Here is a 24,207-nt window from a genome sequence, read left to right as displayed (position 1 = left end):
CAGCGTCTTCTTCGAATAGTCTTTTCATGCGGGATGGCAGCCGTACTATAACACTGACAGATGCCGTGACAATACCTGATGTAAGTCAGGACTTGGAGTTCTCCTTTGATTTTTTTGCTGGAGTCGCCTCCGTTGAAGCGGCAGATAGTCTTGTTTTCAGTATTGATTTTGGGAGTGGATTTGAGCCGATCTTGAAAGATGCAGGCATCGCTGATGGCTTTGCGCAGACTAGTGAGTATACGGGAACTCAGATCACACTTGCCAGCGCAGGTGGGACTGCGACCCCAGGTGATTTTCAAAGCTATTCGGTGATTGTTCCGTCGGCCTATTATTCCGATACTTTATCGGCCAGTTCATTCAAATTGCGATTTGTTTGGAGTGGTTCGACGAATGATGAAGATGCATACCTCGACAATATCAGTGTGGCTACGGTTCCTGAGCCATCGCAGTTTGCGATCTTGTTGGGGCTGAGCACCTTGTTAGTCGCTTGCAAACGTCGGCACGCCTAGCCTCATTATTCTAGTCCATCCCCTTCCCGTGCTTGCCACTGGGAGGGGATTTTTTTTGTGCCTGAATGATGGGGAGGGGCCGGCGGTCGCAACGAGTTCGCCGATTTTCTGTGCGATTCGAAAAAATATCGCGTGTGTTACCAGTGGCTAGAACTGCGTGATTAAATGCTCAGCACATACATTTGGCGATGACCTTCGTGAATCGAGTCAATGCAGACTTGTGTGCCGTCTCGATTCCAGCGGGGATGAAGGTCGCAGCGTATTTGCCATTCCATCGGCGGGGAGTAGAAGCGTCCTAAGGTCGTGAGTTCATCGCGTTCAATATGATAAAGTAAGAGGCTTCGGTGGTCGGTTTCGTCTGGGTAGGAGTCTGTTAGCATATACTGACCGTCCGGGGAGAACGAGCAATGGCCGTCGGTTTTGAATCGCTCTCCGCCGATGATTTGAATGTCGCCTCCGATCTTATCCTCAAAAAGAAAATAGCGATCACCGATTCCGTGGCGCCCGGACCATGCCAAAACCGCTTTATCCGCTTGCCAATCATAGTGGGAGACGAATCCGTGGTCGGAGAGGCAGCGTAATTCACTGCCATCTAGGTTCATGGTCATGAGGCGGGTGCGTCCGACTTCTTCGTCGGGCGTCTTGTAGCGGTGCAAAAACGCAAAGCGTTGTTCATTAGTGCTGAACTGAATGTGATTGAAGCGGTGGAGTTTTCCTTCGAATTCTGGCATTCGCTGGAAGTTGGCCGCATCTGCAAGACTGAGTATGAGCTCGGAGGCACCCGTCTGTAGATCCAATGAGTACAGGCCATCATCAGTCGGCGTGGCAACCGCTTCCCATTTATCGGGAATTCCAGCATAGCCATAACCTGGTCTTTGGTTCTGCAGTCGAGAGAAATTAAGCGAAACGGCGTGCGTTCCTTGACGGTTCACTGCGTAGATCGGGCGCGAGAGTTTTCGCTCTGCTTCTGTCTCAATGTTAATGATACGTGCGTAGAATCCGTCAGGACCAATGTCGTTGAATATAATCTCAGTGCCGTCTCCCAGCCATTGTAGCATGCATCCTTGTTGCCAGTTCCAAGCACTTGTTTGGGTTAGCGGTCGCCACGCATTTTTATTGTGCGTGTCAATCACTCCGATGGTGATGGTGTCGCCTGCATTTGGAGCACGGTCCATGAACATTGATTCTTGACCGAGCACCCAACGCTGTGAGGCGTCCCAACATGATTTGTCATAGTATCCAAAGAAGTGATGCTTGGAACTACTCGTGATCGCCTTGGCGGGTTTTGAGGATAATTCTGACATGAGTGTTGAATGGCGTACTGCGCTGCTGCTGCGTGACTAATGCTTCAAGTGCTGGGGAGAAACGGAAGGTGTCAATTTGATTGACTAAGTCAATTGAATATTGTTACAATGATGATTCCCAATAAGACCTGACTACTGCTCACCATGCGCGATTGGTTACCCCTCCTTTCGCGCGATCAAATCAATGGCCCCTAGCTTGATTATGAAGAAAACGATGTCCCATCGCCTTGCGACCGCTTATTGCGTGTCACTACTCTCTGTTGTCACTTCCCTCAATGCATCGATTTTCTTTGATGACTTCGACAGCGATACTGTGGGGGGCGCTCCCGCTGCTTGGAGCCGCAACTCCTCAACTCTTATTTATGTAGCGGATAGCTATTCTGTGTCGAATTCGAATAGCCTCTTTATGCGTCAGGGTGACAGTGCTAGGAAGCTTACCTTAACAAATTACGTGACCATCCCAGATGCCACTCAGGATTTGGTGTTCTCGTTCGATTACTTTGTGCCTGCGACACTTGAGGGGGGCGGGAGTCATCCAGATTTTCTGATATTTGAAATTGATTTCGGATCTGGATTTCAGCCGATACTCTATGATGCGGGTCGGCCGGATGGTTTTGCACAGACGATGGATTACGCTGGGGCTCAGCTCACACTTGCTAACGCTGATGGCTCTCAGGCCGATTTTATGAACTATTCGGTGATCGTTCCATCAAGTTATTATTCGGACACCCTGACTGCGACTGAATTCAAATTACGATTTTCCTGGAAAAGCACGAGTCCCAACGAAGATGCGTACATTGACAATGTTAGTGTGGCTGAGCTGCCTGGGTTTTCACACCAGGAGCTTGTTGTTAATGCGAATGGAGGTTTCGAAAATGGCCATGCGGGGTGGTATCAAGGGCACACGGGCTTAAGTAGCAATGCATTCGAGGGTGTAAATGCGTCTTCTCATTCACATGGGACCTATTGGAAGCACTCATGGTATGAGTTCGATTGCGACCCAGCTAAAGAATATGCGGTCTCCTTTGCCGCAGCTTCCGATCATACGACCTCGAACGGTGTGTTTCAGATTCGTTATTATGATTCGAGCCATTCAGAAATTGCCACGGATCACTTGCTTTCGTTGCTCGGGACCAACGCTTATTCTGTCTACCGCGCTGATGGCATCTATCCGCCTGCAGGCGTTCAATACGCTCGTTTCTATTTTGCAGCAGGGTATCCTGGGACGGGGACGACTTATCTCGACGATGTTTTGATCACGACTGATGCCGATGAGTCAGGCTTGGCATCGTCCAGCTTCATTGCTCAAGACATTACTAGCATCACGCCAGATCCTGGACTCGAAAGCGGCGTCTCGGACTGGAATGGCAGTGTGAGCTTGGAAACAACGGTTGTCGCGGAAGGTTCTCAAGCAGTTCGATTAAATGGAGCTAGCTATTGGAAGACATTCTCTCATGACCTGATTCCCGTGACTGCTGGCCAGTATTATAAGCTGTCGTTTCAAGCCGCGGTTTTAAATGTTTCGGTTTCTCCGTCGCTTTATTTTCGCTTCTATGCGGCCGATGGCACGACTCGCCTCGGAGGCTCCAGCACATTGGTAGATTTTGCGGGCACTGCGCCTTTCCGTGAGTTCTCCAGCCCTTATGTTCTGGCTCCTGCGGGCGCGGCTTATATTCAGATTATTTCCAATTTCCCGAAGTCTAATTCAGGAGCTAAGCTTTACTTGGATGAAGTGCATCTCTACGAAGCGAAGAATTTGCCAGTCCGTTTGGTGCCGACCTATGAGTCGATTGGTGTTTATGTTAGCCGTGAAACTCAGGTCGCGAATGAAGTGGCGCACATCTACTATCGCGAGACAGGCAGCACGCAGTGGTATGAAGCCTATCAGTCAGAGTTTGACGACACTCGTGGTGAGTATCGTGGTAGTATTGTGGGTCTGCTTGAAGACACTGAATATGAAGTACAAGTCGTGCTGGAAGTGGATGGTATTAAGTTTGATGAAGCCGGTGAAAAAGTCACGACGTGGGATAGTACACCAACGATTGCTCAAACGATCTCGGTCTCGAGTCTTTACACCAGCGGCCAGCTTTTGATCGAGAATATGCATGGTGAGCCGGATGGCTGGATTAAGATTACTGGCACCGGGGCGGATGATATCGATGGTGCCTATGCCGACGATGTTGCATTAAAAATTATCAATAGCAGTTACCTCATTTTTGAGAATATTGAGATCGTAGGCGGTCGCCGACACGCGGTGCAAGTCGAGATGTCAGATCAGATTCGCATCGTTGATTGCGAAATGTCGGGTTGGGCGCGTCAGCCGAATTATTCCGATGGCGTCTACTCATACGAGACTCTGTCCGATAAGAATAAAGGTAAAGGCTCTGCGATTAATAAAGACGCTGGCGTGCATCTAGCAGGCAGTTCACGTGTCACGGTTGAGCGTTGCTACATACACGACCCACGATTATCGGCGAATAATTGGGGAGAGAACGCCAACAAGCACCCGATGGGCCCGACCGCAATTTATGTTCAGAATCAAATCGTAAGTTCCACAAAAAACATGAAGGGCAATTTTGTGGTCCGCTATAATGACCTGATCGGTAGCGATGATATTCGCTGGAATGATGTGATCGAAGGCGAGAACAACACGAGCCCGATCGGATCATTTTACCGCGATAGCGATGTCTACGGTAATATGCTGGCCTTCGCGAATGATGATGGCACAGAGCTGGATGGCGGTCAGATGAACATGCGCTTCTTTGGCAATCGTATCGAGAGTTGCCGTGTTTCTTTGAGTTTGGCCCCGTGTATTGTGGGGCCGTCTTATGTTTTCAATAATCTCATGTTTAATCAAGGAGACGACAACGACGAAAGCGTTACAATTGTAAAGTTGGGCGGGGGCACCACCTATTCAAAAGGTAAGAGCTTCTTTTTTAACAATACGATTTATGGCAAGGGCAAAGGTTTGGCCGGGGTCGGGATTGGTAGCGATACTAATCGCGAAATGTTTCTTGGACAAACGCGAAATAATATTATTCATACCACCAATTCGCATGCTGATTATAATAAGACGATTCGTGATGCGGAGCAGCACCCATGGAACAGTTTCGACTACGACAATTTGTCGACGAAAAACTGGGCAGCGGCGAGTGTGCAGTACGCGGCCGGGCAAGAAGCCAATGGAGTCTTGGACGATGAACCGATCTTCGTTAACGCTGGGGTCGGCGATTTCCGCCTAGCTAGTAATTCCTCTGGCATCGATGATGGACTCGGCTTGTTCAATTTCGCAGACCAATATCTAGGCAATGCGCCGGACCAAGGTGCGATAGAACATGGTGATAGCTCATTGTTTCCGATCCGGCCCATTGCCATCAGTGCCGACAAATACTTTGTCGAGTTGAGTGGCACTGTCGGTGGTTCGAGCACTCCAGTGAATGTCGTTCTCACGACTGCTGCCTTGGCTGATTCGCTGGCTTATGAAGTCCGTATGAATAATACGGTGGATTGGCTGAGTGTCGCCCCGGCCACCGGTACGCTCTCACCGAACAGCACTCAAATGCTAACCCTGACCCTGCAAACCGCAAGTTTGAGTTCCGGTGATAGGCTTGAAGCGACCATTCTGGTGAGATTCGATGACGGTTTCTCCATACCAATTACAGTAAACGCTGAGGCACTGTAGTGTGGCCATTTCTTGCGTGCTGTGTTTGTGGCTTGTCTATAATTACCGCGACTATTCTCTCCGAGGATTCTAGTGTATTGATTTTCGGCTTGTTCAAGCAGGTGTGTTGTCTCATTTTTGATTCTTTTTGTCGGCGAGTTGCCTCGTGGCTTAGTCAATGTGTGTTTTAATCTTCAGTCTCAACTAGTATGTCTCCCAATAAGGTATTTGCAGTTCGTCATCATATTCTCTCGATGTTGGAGAGTGGAGCTATTGTCACTGGAGAAAAAATACCCGGCGCCAGAGAGATCGCTGAAGAATTGGGTATATCACTTCTCAAGGTGCAACAAGCTGTGGAGTCGCTTTGTCAAGACGGCGTCCTTCAGTCTCATTCTCGTAAAGGGACCTATGTCCAAGCGAACTGGCAAATTCGGGTGCTGAAGGAAAATCTCTGTGTCTATAGTCCAGTAGATCATTTTCCATGGATACGTGGGATGTTCGAGTTGCTCGAAGATACGATTCCTGGCTTGCGGAGTAGCTATGCGTTTAAGCGGGGTATGTTAGAGCTTCGAACCACCAGTCATGTTTTGACTCAGTATGACGATTATATGGACCTCTCCTCGATCTTTGAAGAGTGCTATCCAGATCGTAATCTCTTTTTTGAGCGCCCCTTCAAGCCCTTTGTGGTGAATGGTAAGATGGTGGGGATTCCCTTCGCTTTTTCGCCGCGCGTCATTTTCTTTAATCCGAAGGTGTTTGAAGAGGCGGGCTGTTCTTTGCCGAGCGCTGGTTGGACATGGAGTGATTTTATTGGGTGCGTGGAGCAATTAACAAAAACCTTGCCGAAGTCTCAAATCATCAATTGGCGGCCCGCAATTTTCCTTTTTATGAACTTTATTGTGCGGGCAGGGGGGCGGCTGTTCTGCCCCGAGCTTGCAGATCCTGTGACTTTGGATAGTCCACAAGTACTCAAAGGCCTTCAGTTGTTTCGTCAACTGGGAGATCTGTTGACCGGTGAGGAGATCGATGATGGGCAGTATTTGGACGATTTTTTGAATGGCCAGGCCGCCATGCATCTTTCCGGGCGTCATATGATGAATTTTATTCAGCGCTCAGGTTTTAAAGATTGGCAGACCGTGCCCATGCCGCTTTTCGATAATGGTGTGGATTGTTCCGCGCAGGCAACCGACCTGATTTGTGTGCGTAAGAATTGCACGTCAGTTGAACTGGCGAAGCGATATGTGACCGCAATGTTGTCAGAGCCCGTGCAAGATTGTATTGGCCAATGGAAACATAACATACCCATTCGCAAAAGTTCGGCATTTAAGAGCTTGGATTTGGACGATTCAAGGGATGCGCTTTTTGCCACTGAGGTCGCAAAGATTTCGACAGACTTTAATCTAGAACCCCCTTTTCCAGGGACGTTTGTGCTTGATGGGCTTGAACGCATCTTGACCCATAAGATTGATTTAGAAACTGGATTGTCCGAGTTGGCTCAAGCAGCCAGAACTATTTTAGGAGTGAGTGGCTACGGTTCGAATGGGGAGGTCATTAAGAGCTTATTTTATTCTTCGGAGCAGGATCCTGAAGTTATTAATCGCCTGAAGCCGCATTGATCGTTGATTTTTAGCCGTCAGATAATGGCCTCGTCATCAAGGCGCGGCATGCGAATGCGTGAAGCTTTTTTTGTATTGTGCGATCGTTTCTGGCAGTTGTGTAGTAAGCCTTACAAAATGCACGAATGGGCCTTTTTGCAATCGAGCAATCTGCACGATTTAGGCGAGTGCGATGCTTGAAACCTAGCTTGTGCGCAGTTGGCACGCACTTTGCAAAGCAGTTGCATGACTTCTGATATCGATTCTCTTCTCGCCCCAATTTCTTGGGACTTTCTAGAACTTCGAAACCGTATCGTCATGGCTCCGATGACGCGCGGACGATCTCCTGATCACGTGCCTGGGATTCTACTGCCTACTTACTATGGACAGAGATCTTCGGCGGGCCTGATTATTACTGAAGGGACCTTTGTCTCCAAGCAAGCAGTCGGATGGGTGGATGCGCCAGGTATTTGGTCCAAGGAGCAGGTCGATGCGTGGAAGCCTGTCGTCAAGGCTGTGCATAAAGGGGGCTCTCGTATCTTTCTACAACTATGGCATACTGGGCGAGCTTCACATAGCGACTTTCAGGAGGGGGCGCTGCCTGTGGCTCCGTCTGCTATTAGACATGAGGGGGCTAAAGTGATTGTTCCAAGCGGCGAAGAGAAGACGCATGAAATCCCGCGGGCTCTGGACACCCGAGAGGTCAAGGCCATCGTTCAAGATTACAGTAAAGCTGCAGAAAATGCGCAGGAGGCGGGTTTTGATGGAGTCGAAATTCACGCGGCTAACGGCTATTTATTGGATGAATTTCTTCAAAGTAAGACCAATCATCGTAGCGACGAGTATGGTGGCACACTGGAGAATCGCTTTCGTCTCCTCAGTGATATTGTTGAAGCTTGCTCGCAGGTCTTTTCGAGTGAGCGTATTGGAGTGAAAATATCGCCCAATGGTTCATTCAACGATATGGGCTCGCCTGACTATCGTGAAATTTTCACCTATGTAGCGGAGCAGTTGTCGCAACGTAAACTTGCCTATCTGCATGTTGTCGACGGATTAAAGTTCGGTTTTCATGAGCTCGGTGAACCAATGACGCTTAAAGAGTTTCGACAAGTCTACGATGGGCGTATCATAGCTAACTGCGGTTATGAGCGCGATGATGCAAATGATGCCATCAGTGACGGGCATGCAGATTTGATTGCTTTTGGGCGCCCATATATTGCCAATCCGGACCTCGTCGAGCGTTTTGCGAATGACTTAGAATTCTCGGAGAGTGATCAGGCCACTTGGTATAGCAAAGGTAGTAAAGGCTATACTGATTATCCGACTTACGATGACGCAAACGTAAACCTCAGCAGTTGGTAGAATCACTACGCCCTCAAAATATAATCTAAATAACTAATTAAAATGATACAAAGTAAAGCTATAATCACTGTCCTGTCACTGAATCTTTTATCCGCGTCCTTGCTTCCGTCTGGTGCGTATGGTTTCGACCGCGTCGGCTTACGTGTCGGTATTGACACCGAAGCAGATGTTGACGTCATAGGCTATGAAATTTTCGGGGTGGCTGACACCGCTTGGTCCTGGGATTTCTCTAATGATTATGAGTTACTCTTCGAATTTGAAGGGGTGGCTGCTGTTCTGAACGGAGAGGGTACGACGGGTGGGTTACTTAAGATCGCTCCGCAGCTTCGTTTAGATTCCGACGTGTTTCCGGTGGAACTGGTTGTGAGCAGCGGGCCGTCTTATTTAACTGAGGAAAAATTTGGTGATTTGGATTTAGGAGGCGCTTTTCAATTTACTTCGTCTATCGGTTTAGATTGGCAAATTAAGGAGAATTGGACTCTCGGTTATCGCTATCAGCATACGTCAAACGCCGGCATATATGATGTAAACGATGGGCTAAACCTGCATTCGGTTTCGCTTGATTGTCGTTTTTAATCTCTGATGCAACGTGGAGCGGGGCTGCTGTTCTGTGAGGGCTGGTCTGTAGCTGTGGTTGTTCGGTAGGCTGATCTTATATTTTTATTTGCCTATTTACTCTTTTGCAAGATGCAGGATTTTTCATCTAAATTCATGGACATTTGCATGAGTCGAAACACGCGATAAATTTTTTATATAAGTTATCCTCGTGTATCAGCGAGCTCGTTGAGGTTTTTTAAGATTGGCATGGATGCTGCGAAAGTGCTTATGCGGGGCACAACCCGTCTATCACCCAACTCAAATCCTCAACAAAGGAAGTATATACTATGATGTATGACAAAATGAAATGGCTCACCCCTGGAGCCGCCATCGCCGCAATGTTCACTGGAGCTACATTCGCGCATGCGGATACTAATTACGAATACGAGTCCTCGGAGGGCTATCACGCCGAGGAATGGTATGACGCTGCTGACTGGTTTAATGGCAAGCAAAGAGGCAGTGATCAAAAAGCTGCGGATTATGAACGCGACATGAGTGGGCTCTGGGACTTCTGGGCTGAAGATGGTCTCTGGGAAGACGACTATGATTACGACTACAGCTCGAATGGGAGCCGAGACTATGGCTACCACTATACATGGAATGACTCCTCAAAATCTTGGCAGCGCGAGTATGGCTATCATGAATCCGATTACGATTATGACCCTGCCAGTTACATGATCGATCAGAGGGCATCGTCTTCTAGTAGTGTTGACAGCGCTGAGAGCAATCGGAGCTCCATTAGTGAGTTCCAAAATCGCAATGTTAATGAACGTCGCAGTAACCTAAACACATATAGTCGTAGCGTTGATTCGCAGCGTAATCATCAGGATCTAAAAAATCAGAGTAAGCAGCTTAAGCAGCGCACTTTGAATGGCGTAATTGATGGTTTTCGTCATATGAGACTAGAGGCTCAAAATGACCAAGGTCGTGATTACACGGTAACTAAGGTTAAACTTGATAACGGTAAGAGTATTGTCGTTAATCTTGGGGAGAAGGAGCGGCTTGACGGTCTTGATCTTGAACGTGGCGATGAGGTGAAAGTTAAAGGCGTGCTCGGCAAGCTTAATGGCGAACCAATCTTCATCACCAACACCTTGAAGATCAATGATCGCAGCTTTGACGTAAACCGTGCATTCGACGAATTGAATGTAATGGAGCGTCAATCGGAGCAGAATCGGTTTGAACGTTCCAGCGCGAGCTCGCAGGACATCGCTTCGAGACAGAACCAATATCGTCGCAGTGCGACTCAGAGCTCTAGTTACATGAGTTCAAATCAAAATATCTCCCGTGTCGAAGGCACGGTTGATCGCTTCTATTCCACTAGTATTGATGGTGCTGACGAAGACCGTACCTTGGCTCGACTCCGCCTGGAAAATGGCCAGACGATTACAGTTGACCTTGGTGAAAGCCGTACCGTCGCCGAGCTTGACCTTAATTCAGGCGATCGCGTCCGTATTCAAGGGGATCTCGAACGTATCGAAGGGCAGCGTGTTTTGAAAGCAAATCGTATTTGGATCAACGGCGAACGTGCTACGAAGTCCTATAGTTATAACTACTAATTCGAAGACTTCAGAGTCAGTTGCTTTTTGTTACTGATGCTAGCAAACCCGAGGCATTTGCCTCGGGTTTTTCTTTGGACGCTTGCAGAGGGCTTGGACTCAGACGCAAAGAATGGATGCATTACGTGCTGTGAGGTCGCCGACAGGTCCGCGTTGCGTGAGTTTAGTTCCTGATTTTATTCGCCCATCTGCACGTTTTTTGCGGGAGGTACGGGATGGATGATTTGCTCCGCTTTTTCGAGGCGAGCCTTAAGCTTTGTGTAAGGTACCTCTTGGGAGGGCAGGTCGTCTTCGATGGCGATAGTCGCGGCTTCGATTGCAGATTCTGCCAGGATCATGAAGACTGGTTCCATTCGGATGGAACCGAATGCGATGTGCGATGCAGAAATGCAGAATGGAACATATAGGTTGGTGCACTCATCTTGTTTGGGGATGATGCAGCGATAGGACACCGGGTAAGGTGGGCCGGACTTTATTTGCACGTCGCCTTCATTGCGGACCTTGCCATCGATGACAACGCGACTGCAATTATGGGAATCCATCGTATAGGCTGCCAGAGAGATGGCATCGTCCACGACTTCATGTCCGCGACAATGATGTTCGTTCATTACCAAATCGCCTACCAGACGACGAGCCTCGCGGACGTAGAGTGCGTGTGAGAAGCCGCCAGTTTGGGGGAAGTCTTCATTCGACCAGCCGAAATTTCTGTATTTCTCTTTAAAGCTCTCATCGACCACAGTATCCGTGAGCCAAAACCACATGAGCCCCTTGACCCATTGAACGTGAGCTTGAAAAATTTCCTCACGAGTTTCGTAACTGGCTTCGGGGAAATTGTGGTTCATCCCAATATAGTCGGTGGAGATCGCACCGTGGTTGTTCATGTCGTATTTCCCATTTGTAAGATAATTGAATTTATTAAACTCAGGCACATAGCCGGCTTTGCAGTAGCGCACTAGCAATTCATAGTCGTTACGGTCGTAGCCCTCAGGCTCGGTGAAAGGAATACGCTTTTTTGGATCATCAGTCAGGCAGAGACGAAAGTTATAGGCTTGCACGCGTTTATCGCCCACGCCTTCGTTAAATTGTTCTCCGTCGATGCCCGGTAAGAGACCACTAGAGGGATCCCCTTCGACGATATAAGGGTCCACTTCAAAGTTGAATTGGTGTTTGTTCATGACTTGCCGGCCGTTGCAGGTTTCCTTATAGGTATCGTTGCTTTCACGACCTACGGTGAAGCTAACCCCCGCTTTAGCCATCAAGTCTCCCTCATAACTTGCGTCGATGAACTGCTTGGCTTTGACGGTAATGCCATTTTCTGTGCGCAACTGGACGATTCGCTTATTGGCTGTTTCGACTGTGCTCAGGAAACTTTCAAAATAGCAGGGGATCTCCATTTCTTCTAGCCATTCCCTGTAGACGGCTTCGGCCACATGCGGCTCGAAGACCCAGGCTTCGGACTTGCCGTATTTTTTACCGACACGCCGGTAGAACTCGCGCGAGAGGCCTCCGATTGCAAATTTGTTGCCGATATCCGTTAAACCTAGTCCTCCTGCTGTGAGTCCTCCCAAATGGTAGCCTGGTTCGAGTAGTGCGACTGAGAGGCCTTTTCGTTTGGCAGCGATAGCGGCTATAATACCTCCGGAGTTTCCGGCGTAGACGCAGATGTCGACGTCCAGGTTTAAGTCCAGGTTCTTTTGTGGAGTCGCGTAGTAACGGAGAGGGGATTGTTTCGAAGTAGTCATGCCCCCTCATCTCATGAGCTAGAGCGTTTTTTACAAGAAAAGAGGCTTTAACTATTTAAGCATTAATTTATGATTTTTGTGCATAATGACGCCGCATACCTCTACAACGCTTAGTTTTTTTGAATGGAAATATCTAGATGCCTACTTGGTTTGGATTTATGAGGGCCCCCCGCAAGCTTCTGGTAAGCGATATGCCAAAAATTCTTTTTTTACGGCTTGGCTACTCTTGGAGGGAACTGTCCATATCCAAGTAGAGAAGCATGAACTGCAGGTACAGGCGGGCCAGTGGGTCTTGCTGCCGCCGGGAGTGAGTTATCGAAACTTTAGCGAGTCAGTTCGTATGCTTTCTATTCACTTCGAAGCACGTTGGATCACGGGACGGCCACTCTTTGAGTTGGATCGACCCATCGTTGAGGACAGTTTGACAGTTCCGAAATGGAGAAAATTCTGTGAGCCGATGTTGCGCCGGGTGCAGCGTGATTTTCCAGATGCTTATAATGAGTTACCACGGGTCGGTGCGGACTACCTGACCTATGCGGATATACAGGGCCGTTTTCAGCGTTGGTTAGCTTCGGTCATCGGGCGTATGCAGGCTGCTGGAGTGCGCGTGTATCTTCCTAAGAAGCAAGATACGCGAGCATTGAACATGCGGCGTTGGTTAGATGCTCATTCCTTGGAGTCGGCTTTCCGTTTGCAGGAATTGTCCAAGGCTTTTGGGGTGAGTGCCGGACAGGTGAATCGGATTTTTATAGCCAATTTTGAAGTGACTCCGAAGCAGTATTATGAGAGTCGCCGCTTGAACGTCGCTAAGGCGAAACTGGCCTCATCTGCACAAGCGGTGAAAGCAATCTCATATCTAGTCGGGTTTCGCCATCAATCCGAGTTTACGGCTTGGTTTAAGAAACATACTCAGTATACGCCTAGTGCTTATCGTGCTATGGTGGAGCGTCGAACCAGTTGAGTCGGGCGCACTGCTTGCGCCCAAGTTGATCCAATAGCAACCTTCGCGTAGCACATCGTTTCTTGACAGCTGGGTTAAGATCTGAAATCTATACCTACATTAATGAAGCACGTGAACATTTTATTGCTTAGATATGCTGAGCTTTGATGAGTCGCCGTGTTGTCATCATTGTAATCCCCTCGGCTGTGGTGTTGGCCGCAATTTCTTTTACCCCGTATTATGAGTCAAAATTCATTCAAGAGGCAGTTCAGTCGTGGCCCCTCTGTTAAGAATCATACTCTGAGTTTAGGATTGCCCTTTGCTCGCTTAGGGGGACTCGCGTGCATGGTCGCACTTACAATTTTTTGTACTGTTGGTTCGGCTCAAAATACATCGAATAGCGAATCGTTGGCGGATCGTGTGAAGCGATTGACAACGCTGCTCCATTCGAATCAACTTGTTGAAGCTCGGCCCTTGATGTCTGCGATACGGTCGGAAGTTCCGAAAGAGATGCAGACCAATATCGATTTTTACACGGCCCTCTCCTATGTGTTTGAGTTTTACGATGGGAATACTGGAGCGCTGGACACCGCGATCTCGAAATTAAGTGCATTCATCACTGCTCATCCTGAGCATGCCCTAGTCCCTTTAGCTCGCTATAATCAGGCGGACGCCTATGCGATGCAGCAGAAATTCAAAGAAGCGCTGCAGATCTATATCTCTCTGTATCGTAATCCGCAGTCTAGCGTGGATCGTGTCGAAGTGTTGAAGAAAGTTGTTCTCATCTATGCGGCAACGCAGGAGTGGCAGGCGGGCATTCCATATTTTACAGACAATATGCGGATGGCCGAAAATGATGTCGATCGCACGACCTCTGCGGCTTATTTGATGATTGCGCAAGCCAAGCAGGGCGATGTGGCGGATTCTCGAAAAATGTTGGAATTCTTCAGGCGTCCCTCGCCAGTGTTTTATACTCCGCGCTTCAATGCCGCGTTGATGGAAGTAGGCGATCAATTAAAGAAAGAGGGGGATTTGGCTACAGCCAGTCTTTTTTATCAATTTGTAAGAACTTATGAACGCTTGGAGATCGGCTTAGCGGCGCAGGTGAACTATCTTGAAGCTAGAGTCGCGAAGTATGCTGAAAATTCGGCACTACGTAATTTTTATGTGACCGCAAAGGCGGAATTGGATAACGCGAAAGCCGACCTCGCAGCGGTCAAGTCTTCTGAAAACTATACGCCGCTACTTAAGTGGCGCATCGCGAGTGTGTATATGGATATGGGACGAAAGTGGGAGGCCTTTTGGTGCTTTCAAGAAATGGTGGATCGGTATCCGAACCATAAATATGCAGAAGACATCCTATTCTCGGCCTATTCCTTGGCCTACCAATTAGGAGACCAGGAGATCGCAGAATCTCTGGGGAAGCGTTATCTGGATCAAGAAGGTTTTAAGCGTTTCCGCAGCACAGTGGCCGAGCAAACTTCGAAAGCCTATTTGGAGCAGGAGCGCTATGAGGAACTATACCAGTTGACTGCTTGGTATTTAGAGCGTTCCGCGGATGATCAGGCGGCCAGGTTATTGTTATTCAAGCACGGTGTTGCGCGTATGACTCGCATGGAAAATCGCCAACTGATTGATGACTTTGAACATTTCAGGCAGCAGTTTGGAGAAAGTCACTCTGGGCCGGTGATCTATTATTTCCTTGGGCTTAGTTACTTGATTGAGCAAGAAAATAAAAAATCATTGGATCGCCTGAATACAGTGCTTGCCAGTAGAGATCCGCAGTTAACGCCAGATGCTGCCTTTCGCAAGGCACAGGCCACACTGGCTTTGGATCGAGTTCCAGAAGCGCGCGATTTAGTGACTACTTTTATCGCAAATTATCCAAGTCATCCGCTTCGTGCTTCGGCGGAGCTCACACTCGGGAATATCGTTGATTTGTTCGGCGATGCGGATCAGGCACTGGTCCATTACAAGCGAGTCGCTGAGCACACTGAGGATCGTTCGTTATTGGCGCAGGCAGAATTGAAAATTTCAAGGATCTTGATTGCTCAAACTCGGGCGGACGAAGCGATTGCAGATCTATCTACTTTTATTACGAAGTATGCCGCGGATCCAGAATCGATCGCCGTCAGTGCCGCTTTGGCTAAAGTTTATAAAGATCGCGATCAACCACGTGAGGCTTTGTTGACCTTGAAGCAAGTGACCGATCGCTTCTACAAGCTCACTGAGGTCGATCAGATCGACCCCATCTTGGCGGAATATTTACTTAGTGATCGCAAATTACGAGTGATGCGTCAGGCGACTGAGGACTTTCTCGCGATGGTCGCCAGTTCTCCTGAGAAATTGCGCGATCTGGTTACAGATCGCGCCAAGCAATACCGCTTTTTTGAAGCCAATGAGGCGATTGATGTGCGAGTGCGTGATCGCTTTGTTGGTGATGATGACTTTCGTCAGGCGGTGTTGCAGGATGTCGGAGAGCTGAAAGAGCTGGAAGCCTTTATTGCTAAGTTAAATGAGAGTATTCCTGCGGTTTCGGCCGATGATTGGATGCAAGCGGCCTTGCAAGCGGCATATCTTGAAGATGATATTGCCCTGATTGTGCGTCTGAAAGCCGCCTTTGCGCATGCTCAGCAGCCGGTCGATGTGCCGCCTTCAGATATGTTGAAACTAGTCGATGTGCCTGAAAGCTGGGCGAAGATCGGCGCGATGGGGAAATTGTGGATCTTGACTGAAATGGCCAAAACCCAAGCAGAACGTGTGCTCGGTATTTTACAGGACTTGAGCTACGATTATGTCAATACAGACAACGAACTCGAACTCCATCAGTTGTTGGCCGCATGCTATCAACGTTTAGACCAAGTTGATCTGGCGATTGAGGCGTATCAAATGGTGATTAAGCGCTTCACACAGTTGGATGCCGCGGGGGAGGCCGCCTTTGAAATTGGCCGGTTGGAAACACAGCGAGGCAATTATGCCGCCTCTCGTGAGATTTTGGAGACTATTTTACAGCGCAATGAATGGAGAGGTCAGATGCATGCGCGCGCACTGCTTGAAATTGGCCGTGCTTATGCAGCCGAGGGGAAACTGTCCGAAGCACACGGATTTTTTGAACGTATCATTCTGGCTTATCCCGGATTTAAGGAAGAATTGGCGATGGGCTTCTATGAAGACATTCAAGTGCTCCAGCAAATGAACGATCGCGAGAGTGTGCAGATGGTTTATGACGCTTTCGTACTCACGCCCGGACTAGAAGGCACTCAGGGGGCGGCCTTAATCAGAAAGGAATTTGAGTAATGATACATTATCTAAGCGATCATCCGAGTCGCCTGTTCGTGCTGCTTCTAGCTGTGCTCTCCGTTTTATCTACAAATGTGACGCATGCTACGTATGAGGGGCCTGACTATTCAAATCTGGAACCCGTTCGTCTCGAGATCGTGCAGGAGAGCGGTCCTCTGGGGGCACGCTTCGTGAATCCTACCAAAGAGGGGATTGAAATCGAAATGGTCGAAGGGGGCGGGGCCATTATTGTGCCATGGCAGCACATGGAGAAGTTTCGTATTAATAAGCCTATGACAGAGTCGTTAAATATCGCACTGTCGCATCCCGATGCTGCCGAACGAGCTCGATTGTTGAAGGAGGAAGTGTTACCTTTGGTTCCCTTGACTAGCATTAAGCCAGGTTCAACGAATATTCACAAACTGGTGAATGCATATATTAAAGCGAATATTGAAGCTGGAGATTGGCTTCAGGCCTATGAGATGTCGCAATTAACTGCTTTGGATTTGAGCCCGGCTGAAATTGTTAAAAATTATTATACAGTAGCTGAGCACCTGTTTATCGAAGGCTATAAGGACAAAGCGTTAAATTTACTCGATAACTTAGTCGCTGCCCGTCCTGTCGAGGAATCTCGGGTACAGACGGTGAACGTAGCGCAGCGCCTATCCAATGAGCGGCTGTTTGAGCCAGCATATCGTTTGTTTGTTCATCTTGCAGATAATGCGACGGGTTTGAACCGCAAGCGCCTAAGCCTTCGTTGCGCCTACCTGGCTCTAGAACTCGGGGAGGGCGCTGCAGTAACGGGCCACATCAGTTCTGCTTTAGACATCGAAGAGGAGGATGCGGCGATTCTCGGAGAGCTTGAACTCATTTATGGGGTGCAAGCATTCAAGCAGGGGGACTCAAAACTCGCATTGAAGTATCTCGGGCACGCTCTGTCTCAGGCGGCGCCAGATAGTAGTCTGAAATTGGTCGGTCTCTACTACAATTATTTGAGTTATCAGCAACTTGGTGACCTCGACATCGCGCAAAATATTCTCGACGAAATGCGACTCCTCTTTCCGGACGCAGCCTATACCCACAGCTTAGAAAAAGAACCCAAACTTGAATCGTAACAAACGCATGCACCCAAAAATACACTTACTCAAACTACGTACGCTCTTCTGCGCGCTGGCCTTTGTCGGAGCTTCGACTTTAGCTTTTGCTCAGACTGCAGATCCCACCGCCGAAGGAGCCGCTCCAGTTGTGGAGACTTCCGAGCGTAGCTTTCTTGAAATGGTTGCGCAGGGCGGTTGGGCGATGTATCCGCTCGGCTTTCTTTCTATGTCAGCGCTGGCTCTCACGGTTTATAACTTCATCGCCCTGCGACCAAAGGACTTTTTCAACGACGAGGTGGCCTCGGAGCTTGGTGGTAAGTTGGGCGACCTGGATATCGAAGGTGCCAAAGAGCTCTGTGCGGAGAATCCGACACCGCTCACGCGGATTGTGAATCATGGCCTCGACTCGGTGCGGGGCGGCCAAATTGATACGGATCTGTTCCGGCAGCGTTTAGAAGCGGGCTCGGGGAAAGAGCTGGCACAGCCATTTGTGGTGATTAATTATCTTTCCATTATCGCGTCGATCTCGCCCATGTTGGGATTGTTGGGCACGGTGTCTGGCATGGTTAAGGCCTTCAGCTCGATCGCGACTGTCGGCATGGGCCAGCCTGACTTGTTGGCTGGCAATATTTCGGAAGCCTTGATCACCACCGCGACCGGTATGCTGGTCGGGATTCCGACCATGTTCTTCTTTTTCTTTTTTAAGAATAAATACGGCAAACTGGTTGCCGACATGACGATGTATCTTGACGACATGTATGGCGACCTAGTGCACGGCACGCGTGTGAATAATGCTGAAATGCCTACAGCCAAGACTGTTCGTAGCTTACCACCCGCACCCCGTAAGCCGGGAAATTAAGCGCGACAATTGTCAATCATTGTATTATGAGCCTGCAAACCTATAAAGTCCCCCAAGAAGGCGAGGGCTTCGATCTCACTCCGATGATCGACGTGGTCTTCTTGTTGATCGTTTTCTTTATGACGGTCGCCAGCATGCTCGCCGCAGAAAAGATTGATATGAATCTCGCGGTGGCTGAAGAGTCGGCCATTCCCAAAGAGATTAAGGATCGTGCCACCTTTTCTGTCCTGCCGAACGGTAGCTACTATTCGGGGGCCAAAGTCGTCAGTGAGTCTGAGCTCAGTCGTGAAATGGCCAACCTAGTGAAGCTCAGCCCGAATATCAAGATCGTCGTGCGGGCAGACAAAATGGCGGAACACCGGCATGTGAATAAACTGCTCTCCATTTGTGCCCAAAACGGCATTAATGATATCATATTCGCGACCTATCAGAGCGATTTATAGCAAACACTCATGAAAGCCTCAGACATATTTGAAAGCGCGGGAAAGCCTGATCTAACGCCCATGATTGACGTGGTCTTTCTGATGCTCGTCTTCTTCATGGTCACCACGGAATTGGTCAAGCAGGAGGCAGACCTGGGCATTCAGTTGCCCTCGTTGGCGACTCCTGCGGCTTCACCGGAACTGCCGTCGAAGCATACCATTGATATTTTGCCTGATGGCACGGTATTACTCAACGGTGGGGCGACTGGCGATAGCATCTATGGTGAACTCACTGGGCTGACTCATATCCTTGCCAGTCTGAAAGCTTCGGCGGATCGCATGCAAAAGAGCACCATCATCACCATTCAAGCAGACCCGTATTCGCCTCATTATCGTTCGATCGATGTACTGAACGCCTGTGCGGCGGCTCGATTGAAATTCGTCTCTTTCAGTCAAATGTAAGCGCGAGCCTTGGATATTTTTGCAAATTAAAGCATTATGACACTCCCACATAACGAACAAGAACTAGGCAAGCCACTGCGTAGGAAGAAGAAGCGCAGTGCGGTATTTATCGTGATCGTTATCAGTGTGCTAGTGCATGTGCTGGGAGGGATCGGCCTTGCGACACTAAAGATTATCGAAGTATTACAGCCGGAGCCCGAGTTTGAGGCGCCGCCGGTGGTGCAGGTCAAGCAACCGCCACCACCGCCGCCGCCTCCGCCCACGATCAAGCGCGCGCAGAAGAGTTTGCCACGACCGCAAGCACTCGCTGTTCAGAACTCACAGAATGTCAGTGTGCCTACGATTGAGCTTAACCAGTCCAAACTTTCGATCGGTGGCGGTCGCGGATTCGGCGGTGGTTTGGGAGCACTGGGCGGCGGTGTGGCTGATGCCATTCGGATTACAAGTTTTGGTTTTGATCGCGCGATGGAAGGCACTTTAGAAGGCACTTTATATGACTTTAAGCGCGACGAAAAAGGGAAGGAGTACCCCATCGCCTCGGAAAGTGATTTTGGTCCGAAAACCGCATATGCCGCTGAAATTATTCAAGATTTTGCGCGAAGGTTCGATATCAAGAAGTTTGAGCGAAAATTCTCAAAATCATCAAAATTACTTTATGGCTCTTATTTCGTCATTCCTGCTCAATCTGCAAACGTGGCTCCAAAATCGTTTTCCGCTGAAAAGGAGATCGCTCCTTCACTGATTGCGGTGGTTTATCAAGGAACATTTAAAGCGCAAGAGAGTGGTCGTTTCCGATTACTGGGAAAGGGGGACGACGTTTTATTAGTTCGTATCAATGGTAAGTTGATCTTAGATGCTTCTTGGCGTGCGCATACTTATAGTCAATGGGAGCCCAGTTCCAGCGCAGAGAGAGCCAACAAAGATGGTGGGAATCGCTACTTTGGATTGAGTCAACCCGTCATCCGAGGGGACTGGTTCAACCTGACCGCGGGCAGGGAGACTGAGGTTGAAATTTTGATTAGTGAAGTGCCGGGCGGAGGTTTTGGTGCGTATCTGTTAATTGAAGATTCGAAGGAGTTAAAACCACAGATCTTTTCGACGCGTCCTTTGAGTGAACAGGATACTTTGTTTTTGAAGAATACTCACCCCGACGCGGCTCAATTTATCCCCGATTGATCACTTTAGACGTTTCTTTTTGGACTTTCTACATCCCGAATTGCCTCTCCCCTCCGTTAAGAACTTTATGACTTTGTATACTTTTAAAATCACTTCGGTGCTTACACTTTTAGCGGTTACTTTATTGTCAGCTTGTTCTTCGCGAGAAGAGGGTGAATCCATGAGCCAGCAGGACGCTTTGAATACTGGCATTGAGTATCTGCGCGTTTTTAATTTTAGTGATGCTTATCAGGTTTTGAGCGATGTTCAGTCAAGCTACTCCCCTGAGGGAAACGCCGCGGATTGGCAGGTAGCCACTTATAGCTTGGCTATCGCGGCGTGGCATCAATCGCCCCCGAGCCAAGAAGGCTTATTGGAAGCGCGGAGTTTGATGGAGTCGATTATCGAGCATGCCCCTGGATCCTTATATGCGGCTTCTGCGATGTTGGACATTGGACGTATATTGGAAATCGCCTATTTCCATGGAGATTCGGTGGATGTGTTGGCGGCGCAGAGATATTATCAGCGTGTGCGCGAGGAATTCGCCGGGACGGACATGGCTCTGCGAGCGACGCTATATCTTGCGCAGAGTCGGGCGCAATCATTTGATTCCGTAGAGGTTCAGACGGCCATTGATTTATTGGAATCTGAGATGTCTGAGCTGGAAGATTCGCCTTGGTTGGGGATTCTGGCTCAATACACGGCGCAGCTCTATGCCTTCTATTTGGATCAACCCAAGCAGGCACTGCAGCCTTATGCGATCGCGATGGAAGCAGGCTTCCCGCGCTCGGCCGATAGCGATGCCTCCTTATGGCAATTTGCTCTGCTGGCTGAGAAGGCCGAGGATTATGAGTTTGCCGCGCGAATTTTTGCGCGCTTGTTGCAAGATTTTCCACGAAGTATCTATGCCACAATTTCTCGTGAGCGACTGGTTCAGGTCTTAGCGGATCATCCTGAGTTGACGATTGAGGTGCCTGCCTTGCCTCAATCGGTTTTTAATCTTCAAAGCATGTAATTACGGCGTTTTACTATGAGTCGATCTTCTCCTAAATTTAGCCTCAATTGGCTGGCATTCGCACTGCTTCTGTTTATTTTCACCATTAGCGCAGTCCGTTTTTATTTTGTGACGCGTGGGCCTGGCTCAGGGGAGGGCGATCGCAATGGAAGCTATATTCGGGTGGCGCACTGGCAGTTGGAGCCAGGCTTTCGAGATGCCTTGCAGTGGGCGATTGACACCTATAATCAATTGCCTGAAGTCCGTGATGCAGGAATCGTGGTGGAGCAGTTGCCGATCTCTGAGCGTGTGTATGCGCAGTTCATGAATATTCACCTGATCAGTGGCACGGCTCCTGACATCGCGGTTAAGAAAGAAACGAATCTGATTCGCGGCGACTCGTTGGCAAAGTTCTTCATGCCGATTGGGAGTTATATTGAATCGAGTAACCCCTATAATGCTCCAGAATATCAGATTCCTGGCCTTCCAGCGGAATTATCTCAGTTTCTGGAAGAGAGTGCCTGGCGTGATATTTTTTTTGATGGTTTGAATGGTGGCTATGAAGAGTCTTTAAGTGATTATTACGCAGTGCCGATCTGCACCTGGGGTGGCCTGCGTCTTATGTACAATCGTAAGCTGTTGGAGCAGGTGAAGGCATATGCTTTGGAGCAAATTATGTCGGGCAGCGACCCCGATTGGTTGCAGTCGGTGTGGTTGTCGCAGGATCATCGCAGTGGTTACTTGCCGCGTTCGTCTGGTTTGTCCTGGTTGCAGGATGATACGCTGCCACAGAGCCTGGGACAGCTCTTTCTATATCTTAATTCCGTTGTCGCGTATAAAGAGAGCGAGGGCCTTGAGTATTTGGTGCCGATTGCTGCGAGTAAATCAGGCTCGAGCGATATTGCGGCCGGCTATGAGAGAGCATTCAGTTCGGTGCTTTGGGAAGAATTAAGCTTAGAAGTTGGACGTAATCTTACTTCTTTAGAAACGATGGCCGGCTTTGCGCGTGGTATTTGGAGCTTTGATTCGCCCAGTGTGCGAGAGTATTTCAAATTATTAAAAGAAATGACCGCATTTTATCCGAAGGGCTTTCTTGGGCTGGATCGAGATCAAGCGCAGCGGCGTTTTGTGTTGGGCCAAGCTGCGGTGTTTAGCACCGGTGGGTGGAACGTGACAGGAATTGTTGAAGGCATTCGGCAGCGTGCAAATTCGGAGGATCACTTTGAGATCGATATTGAGAGGAGGCCGATGCCAGTGGCGGGGGAACGTTGGTCTGAGTTCTTGAGCATGCCTCTCTCCGAAGCAGATGTCGAAGGCTCGGTGCCCTTCGCCATTAATAAGCAAAGTGCGAATTTTGAAGGGGCCTTGGACTTTCTACACTTTTTGACCTCTCATCGTATTCAACAAGGTTTCTCGGAGCGTGCCGGTTGGTTGCCAGTGGCGATTGGCACTAAGCCACCCGATCTAGTCGAGGTCTTTATGCCGACTTTTGAGGGCTTGCCGCCTCACTTATACATGTCGCTGAAGTCAAATGTCCTGCCTGCGAGCATTCGTAATGCCTGGACTTCGACCATTAAATTGTACCAGACTGGGGCCATCGATTATGAGGGCTTTGCGAAGCATGTGACCGAGGTGTTAAACGATCCTAAAATCGGAATGCGGAGTGCATGGACACGCTTTTTGATGCGTTACCAAGACCGTACGCTCGCTTTCCAGCGTTCCGTTTCAGTGGAGCGCTTAGGCACGCTGATGGGGTCAGAGGATGCAGCGATACGTGAACGCTCTAGTCTTTATTTAAATTTATTAGAAGACGAAGGTGTGTTAATTAAACGTTGGTGGCACGAGTTGAACCCGGATGAAGACTATCCGGAATATTAGAAGGTTTTTAGACTGAGGTTCTGCCCCAATCACCATCTTCCCGGCCTCGGGGGGACTGGGGGAGGTTATTGTTTTTTCAATCATGAGTTAGCTTTATGAATTTACCGCAGCTATATGTTCTGGGAGATAGTATTTCGATACAATACGGCCCTTATTTGGAAAAGTTTGTACGAGGTTATTTTCGCTACGATCGAAAAGGGGGTGAAACGGAGGCGCTCCAAAATTTAGATGTTCCTGTCGGGGCGAATTGTGGTGATTCGTCGCAGATGCTTGAAATAGTGCAGAAGTTATTGGCGGAAGATTCGTTTCAGCCTCAGGTGATTCTGATGAATGCCGGTTTGCACGATATAAAGCGAAATGTGGAGACTGGTGCGATCCAGATTCCTTTAGCAGCCTATCAAGCTAATTTGAGAGCTGCGATTCGACTCTGTCAAAGTCGAGGGATCGCAGTTGTTTGGGCTCGGATTACACCTGTGAGTGATGCCGTTCATAATTATCCAGGCATAGGGTTCTTTCGCTATTGTGCTGATTTATTTCAGTATAACGCAGCGGCGGATGCGGTGATGGAAGAATGTGCAGTGCCCGCGATTGATCTCGAAGCCTTTACGGTAAGTCTCAATGAGGAGGATCAGGCGTTCTGTGATCATGTGCACTTTATCGAAGCTGTTCGTGAAAAGCAGGCGATTTATATCGCAGGGTATTTAATGAGTCATTTGCATTTTTTTGATCAATATAGTTCAAGTAATATCAATTCAAGCTATGGTTAAATCTATAGAATAGTGTTATTATGGG

The 24,207-nt window shown here is 48.8% G+C and carries 18 protein-coding genes; 16 read left to right on the top strand and 2 right to left on the bottom strand.

Annotated elements, in window-relative coordinates:
• Nucleotides 1-65 precede the first annotated feature (65 nt).
• Entirely contained in the window at nucleotides 66-509 is a 444-nt protein-coding gene (locus QEH52_RS02515) for a hypothetical protein (protein ID WP_308948414.1), read from the top strand.
• A gap of 161 nt (nucleotides 510-670) precedes the next feature.
• Here QEH52_RS02515 and QEH52_RS02510 read toward each other — a convergent pair whose 3' ends face one another.
• Nucleotides 671-1,813, bottom strand: a complete 1,143-nt coding sequence (locus QEH52_RS02510) for a TolB-like translocation protein (RefSeq protein WP_308948413.1) — start codon at nucleotides 1,811-1,813, stop codon at nucleotides 671-673.
• 214 nt (nucleotides 1,814-2,027) lie between these two features.
• On the opposite strand from QEH52_RS02510, the gene QEH52_RS02505 reads away from it, so the two are divergent.
• From QEH52_RS02505 to QEH52_RS02485, 5 genes are all read left to right on the top strand, one after another.
• Nucleotides 2,028-5,495: a hypothetical protein gene (locus tag QEH52_RS02505; protein WP_308948411.1), complete on the top strand. Its 3,468-nt coding sequence runs from the start codon at nucleotides 2,028-2,030 to the stop codon at nucleotides 5,493-5,495.
• Between the two features lie 188 nt (nucleotides 5,496-5,683).
• Nucleotides 5,684-7,090 (top strand): extracellular solute-binding protein, encoded by a 1,407-nt coding sequence (locus QEH52_RS02500; RefSeq protein WP_308948409.1) that lies wholly within the window; start codon nucleotides 5,684-5,686, stop codon nucleotides 7,088-7,090.
• Nucleotides 7,091-7,315: 225 nt separating this feature from the next.
• Nucleotides 7,316-8,431, top strand: a complete 1,116-nt coding sequence (locus QEH52_RS02495; protein WP_308948407.1) for an alkene reductase — start codon at nucleotides 7,316-7,318, stop codon at nucleotides 8,429-8,431.
• 42 nt (nucleotides 8,432-8,473) lie between these two features.
• Nucleotides 8,474-9,007 (top strand): acyloxyacyl hydrolase, encoded by a 534-nt coding sequence (locus QEH52_RS02490; RefSeq protein WP_308948406.1) that lies wholly within the window; start codon nucleotides 8,474-8,476, stop codon nucleotides 9,005-9,007.
• A gap of 323 nt (nucleotides 9,008-9,330) precedes the next feature.
• The gene (locus QEH52_RS02485) at nucleotides 9,331-10,587 is read left to right on the top strand and encodes a hypothetical protein (protein WP_308948405.1); all 1,257 of its coding nucleotides are present in this window, start codon (nucleotides 9,331-9,333) and stop codon (nucleotides 10,585-10,587) included.
• A gap of 176 nt (nucleotides 10,588-10,763) precedes the next feature.
• On the opposite strand, the gene QEH52_RS02480 is transcribed toward QEH52_RS02485, so the two are convergent.
• On the bottom strand, nucleotides 10,764-12,329 hold the full coding sequence (locus tag QEH52_RS02480; protein ID WP_308948404.1) for an FAD-dependent oxidoreductase: 1,566 nt from the start codon (nucleotides 12,327-12,329) through the stop codon (nucleotides 10,764-10,766).
• 85 nt (nucleotides 12,330-12,414) lie between these two features.
• On the opposite strand from QEH52_RS02480, the gene QEH52_RS02475 reads away from it, so the two are divergent.
• From QEH52_RS02475 to QEH52_RS02430, 10 genes are all read left to right on the top strand, one after another.
• Nucleotides 12,415-13,290 (top strand): helix-turn-helix domain-containing protein, encoded by an 876-nt coding sequence (locus QEH52_RS02475; RefSeq protein ID WP_308948403.1) that lies wholly within the window; start codon nucleotides 12,415-12,417, stop codon nucleotides 13,288-13,290.
• Between the two features lie 456 nt (nucleotides 13,291-13,746).
• Nucleotides 13,747-16,566 carry a tetratricopeptide repeat protein gene (locus tag QEH52_RS02470; protein ID WP_308948402.1) on the top strand — a complete coding sequence of 940 codons (2,820 nt, stop codon included), beginning with the start codon at nucleotides 13,747-13,749 and terminating at the stop codon, nucleotides 16,564-16,566.
• On the top strand, nucleotides 16,566-17,663 hold the full coding sequence (locus QEH52_RS02465; protein ID WP_308948401.1) for a tetratricopeptide repeat protein: 1,098 nt from the start codon (nucleotides 16,566-16,568) through the stop codon (nucleotides 17,661-17,663). The genes QEH52_RS02470 and QEH52_RS02465 overlap by 1 nt, the downstream gene beginning before the upstream one ends.
• 7 nt (nucleotides 17,664-17,670) lie before the next feature.
• On the top strand, nucleotides 17,671-18,504 hold the full coding sequence (locus QEH52_RS02460) for a MotA/TolQ/ExbB proton channel family protein (RefSeq protein ID WP_308948399.1): 834 nt from the start codon (nucleotides 17,671-17,673) through the stop codon (nucleotides 18,502-18,504).
• Nucleotides 18,505-18,530: 26 nt separating this feature from the next.
• Nucleotides 18,531-18,947 (top strand): ExbD/TolR family protein, encoded by a 417-nt coding sequence (locus tag QEH52_RS02455; protein ID WP_308948398.1) that lies wholly within the window; start codon nucleotides 18,531-18,533, stop codon nucleotides 18,945-18,947.
• Nucleotides 18,948-18,956: 9 nt separating this feature from the next.
• Nucleotides 18,957-19,388: an ExbD/TolR family protein gene (locus QEH52_RS02450; protein WP_308948397.1), complete on the top strand. Its 432-nt coding sequence runs from the start codon at nucleotides 18,957-18,959 to the stop codon at nucleotides 19,386-19,388.
• Nucleotides 19,389-19,424: 36 nt separating this feature from the next.
• Entirely contained in the window at nucleotides 19,425-20,564 is a 1,140-nt protein-coding gene (locus tag QEH52_RS02445) for a hypothetical protein (RefSeq protein WP_308948396.1), read from the top strand.
• A 160-nt stretch (nucleotides 20,565-20,724) separates the two neighbouring features.
• Nucleotides 20,725-21,558, top strand: a complete 834-nt coding sequence (locus QEH52_RS02440) for a tetratricopeptide repeat protein (protein ID WP_308948395.1) — start codon at nucleotides 20,725-20,727, stop codon at nucleotides 21,556-21,558.
• 15 nt (nucleotides 21,559-21,573) lie between these two features.
• Complete coding sequence (locus QEH52_RS02435; RefSeq protein WP_308948394.1) at nucleotides 21,574-23,415, top strand: hypothetical protein; 1,842 nt, start codon at nucleotides 21,574-21,576, stop codon at nucleotides 23,413-23,415.
• A gap of 95 nt (nucleotides 23,416-23,510) precedes the next feature.
• A complete protein-coding gene (locus tag QEH52_RS02430; RefSeq protein ID WP_308948393.1) occupies nucleotides 23,511-24,182 on the top strand; it encodes an SGNH/GDSL hydrolase family protein in 672 nt (223 codons plus the stop codon).
• Nucleotides 24,183-24,207 lie beyond the last annotated feature (25 nt).

The organism is Thalassobacterium maritimum (assembly GCF_031127805.1).
Classification (GTDB): domain Bacteria; phylum Verrucomicrobiota; class Verrucomicrobiia; order Opitutales; family Coraliomargaritaceae; genus Thalassobacterium; species Thalassobacterium maritimum.
Note: the sequence above shows the minus strand (reverse complement) of the source record. Positions and strands in the feature narration are given on the sequence as shown.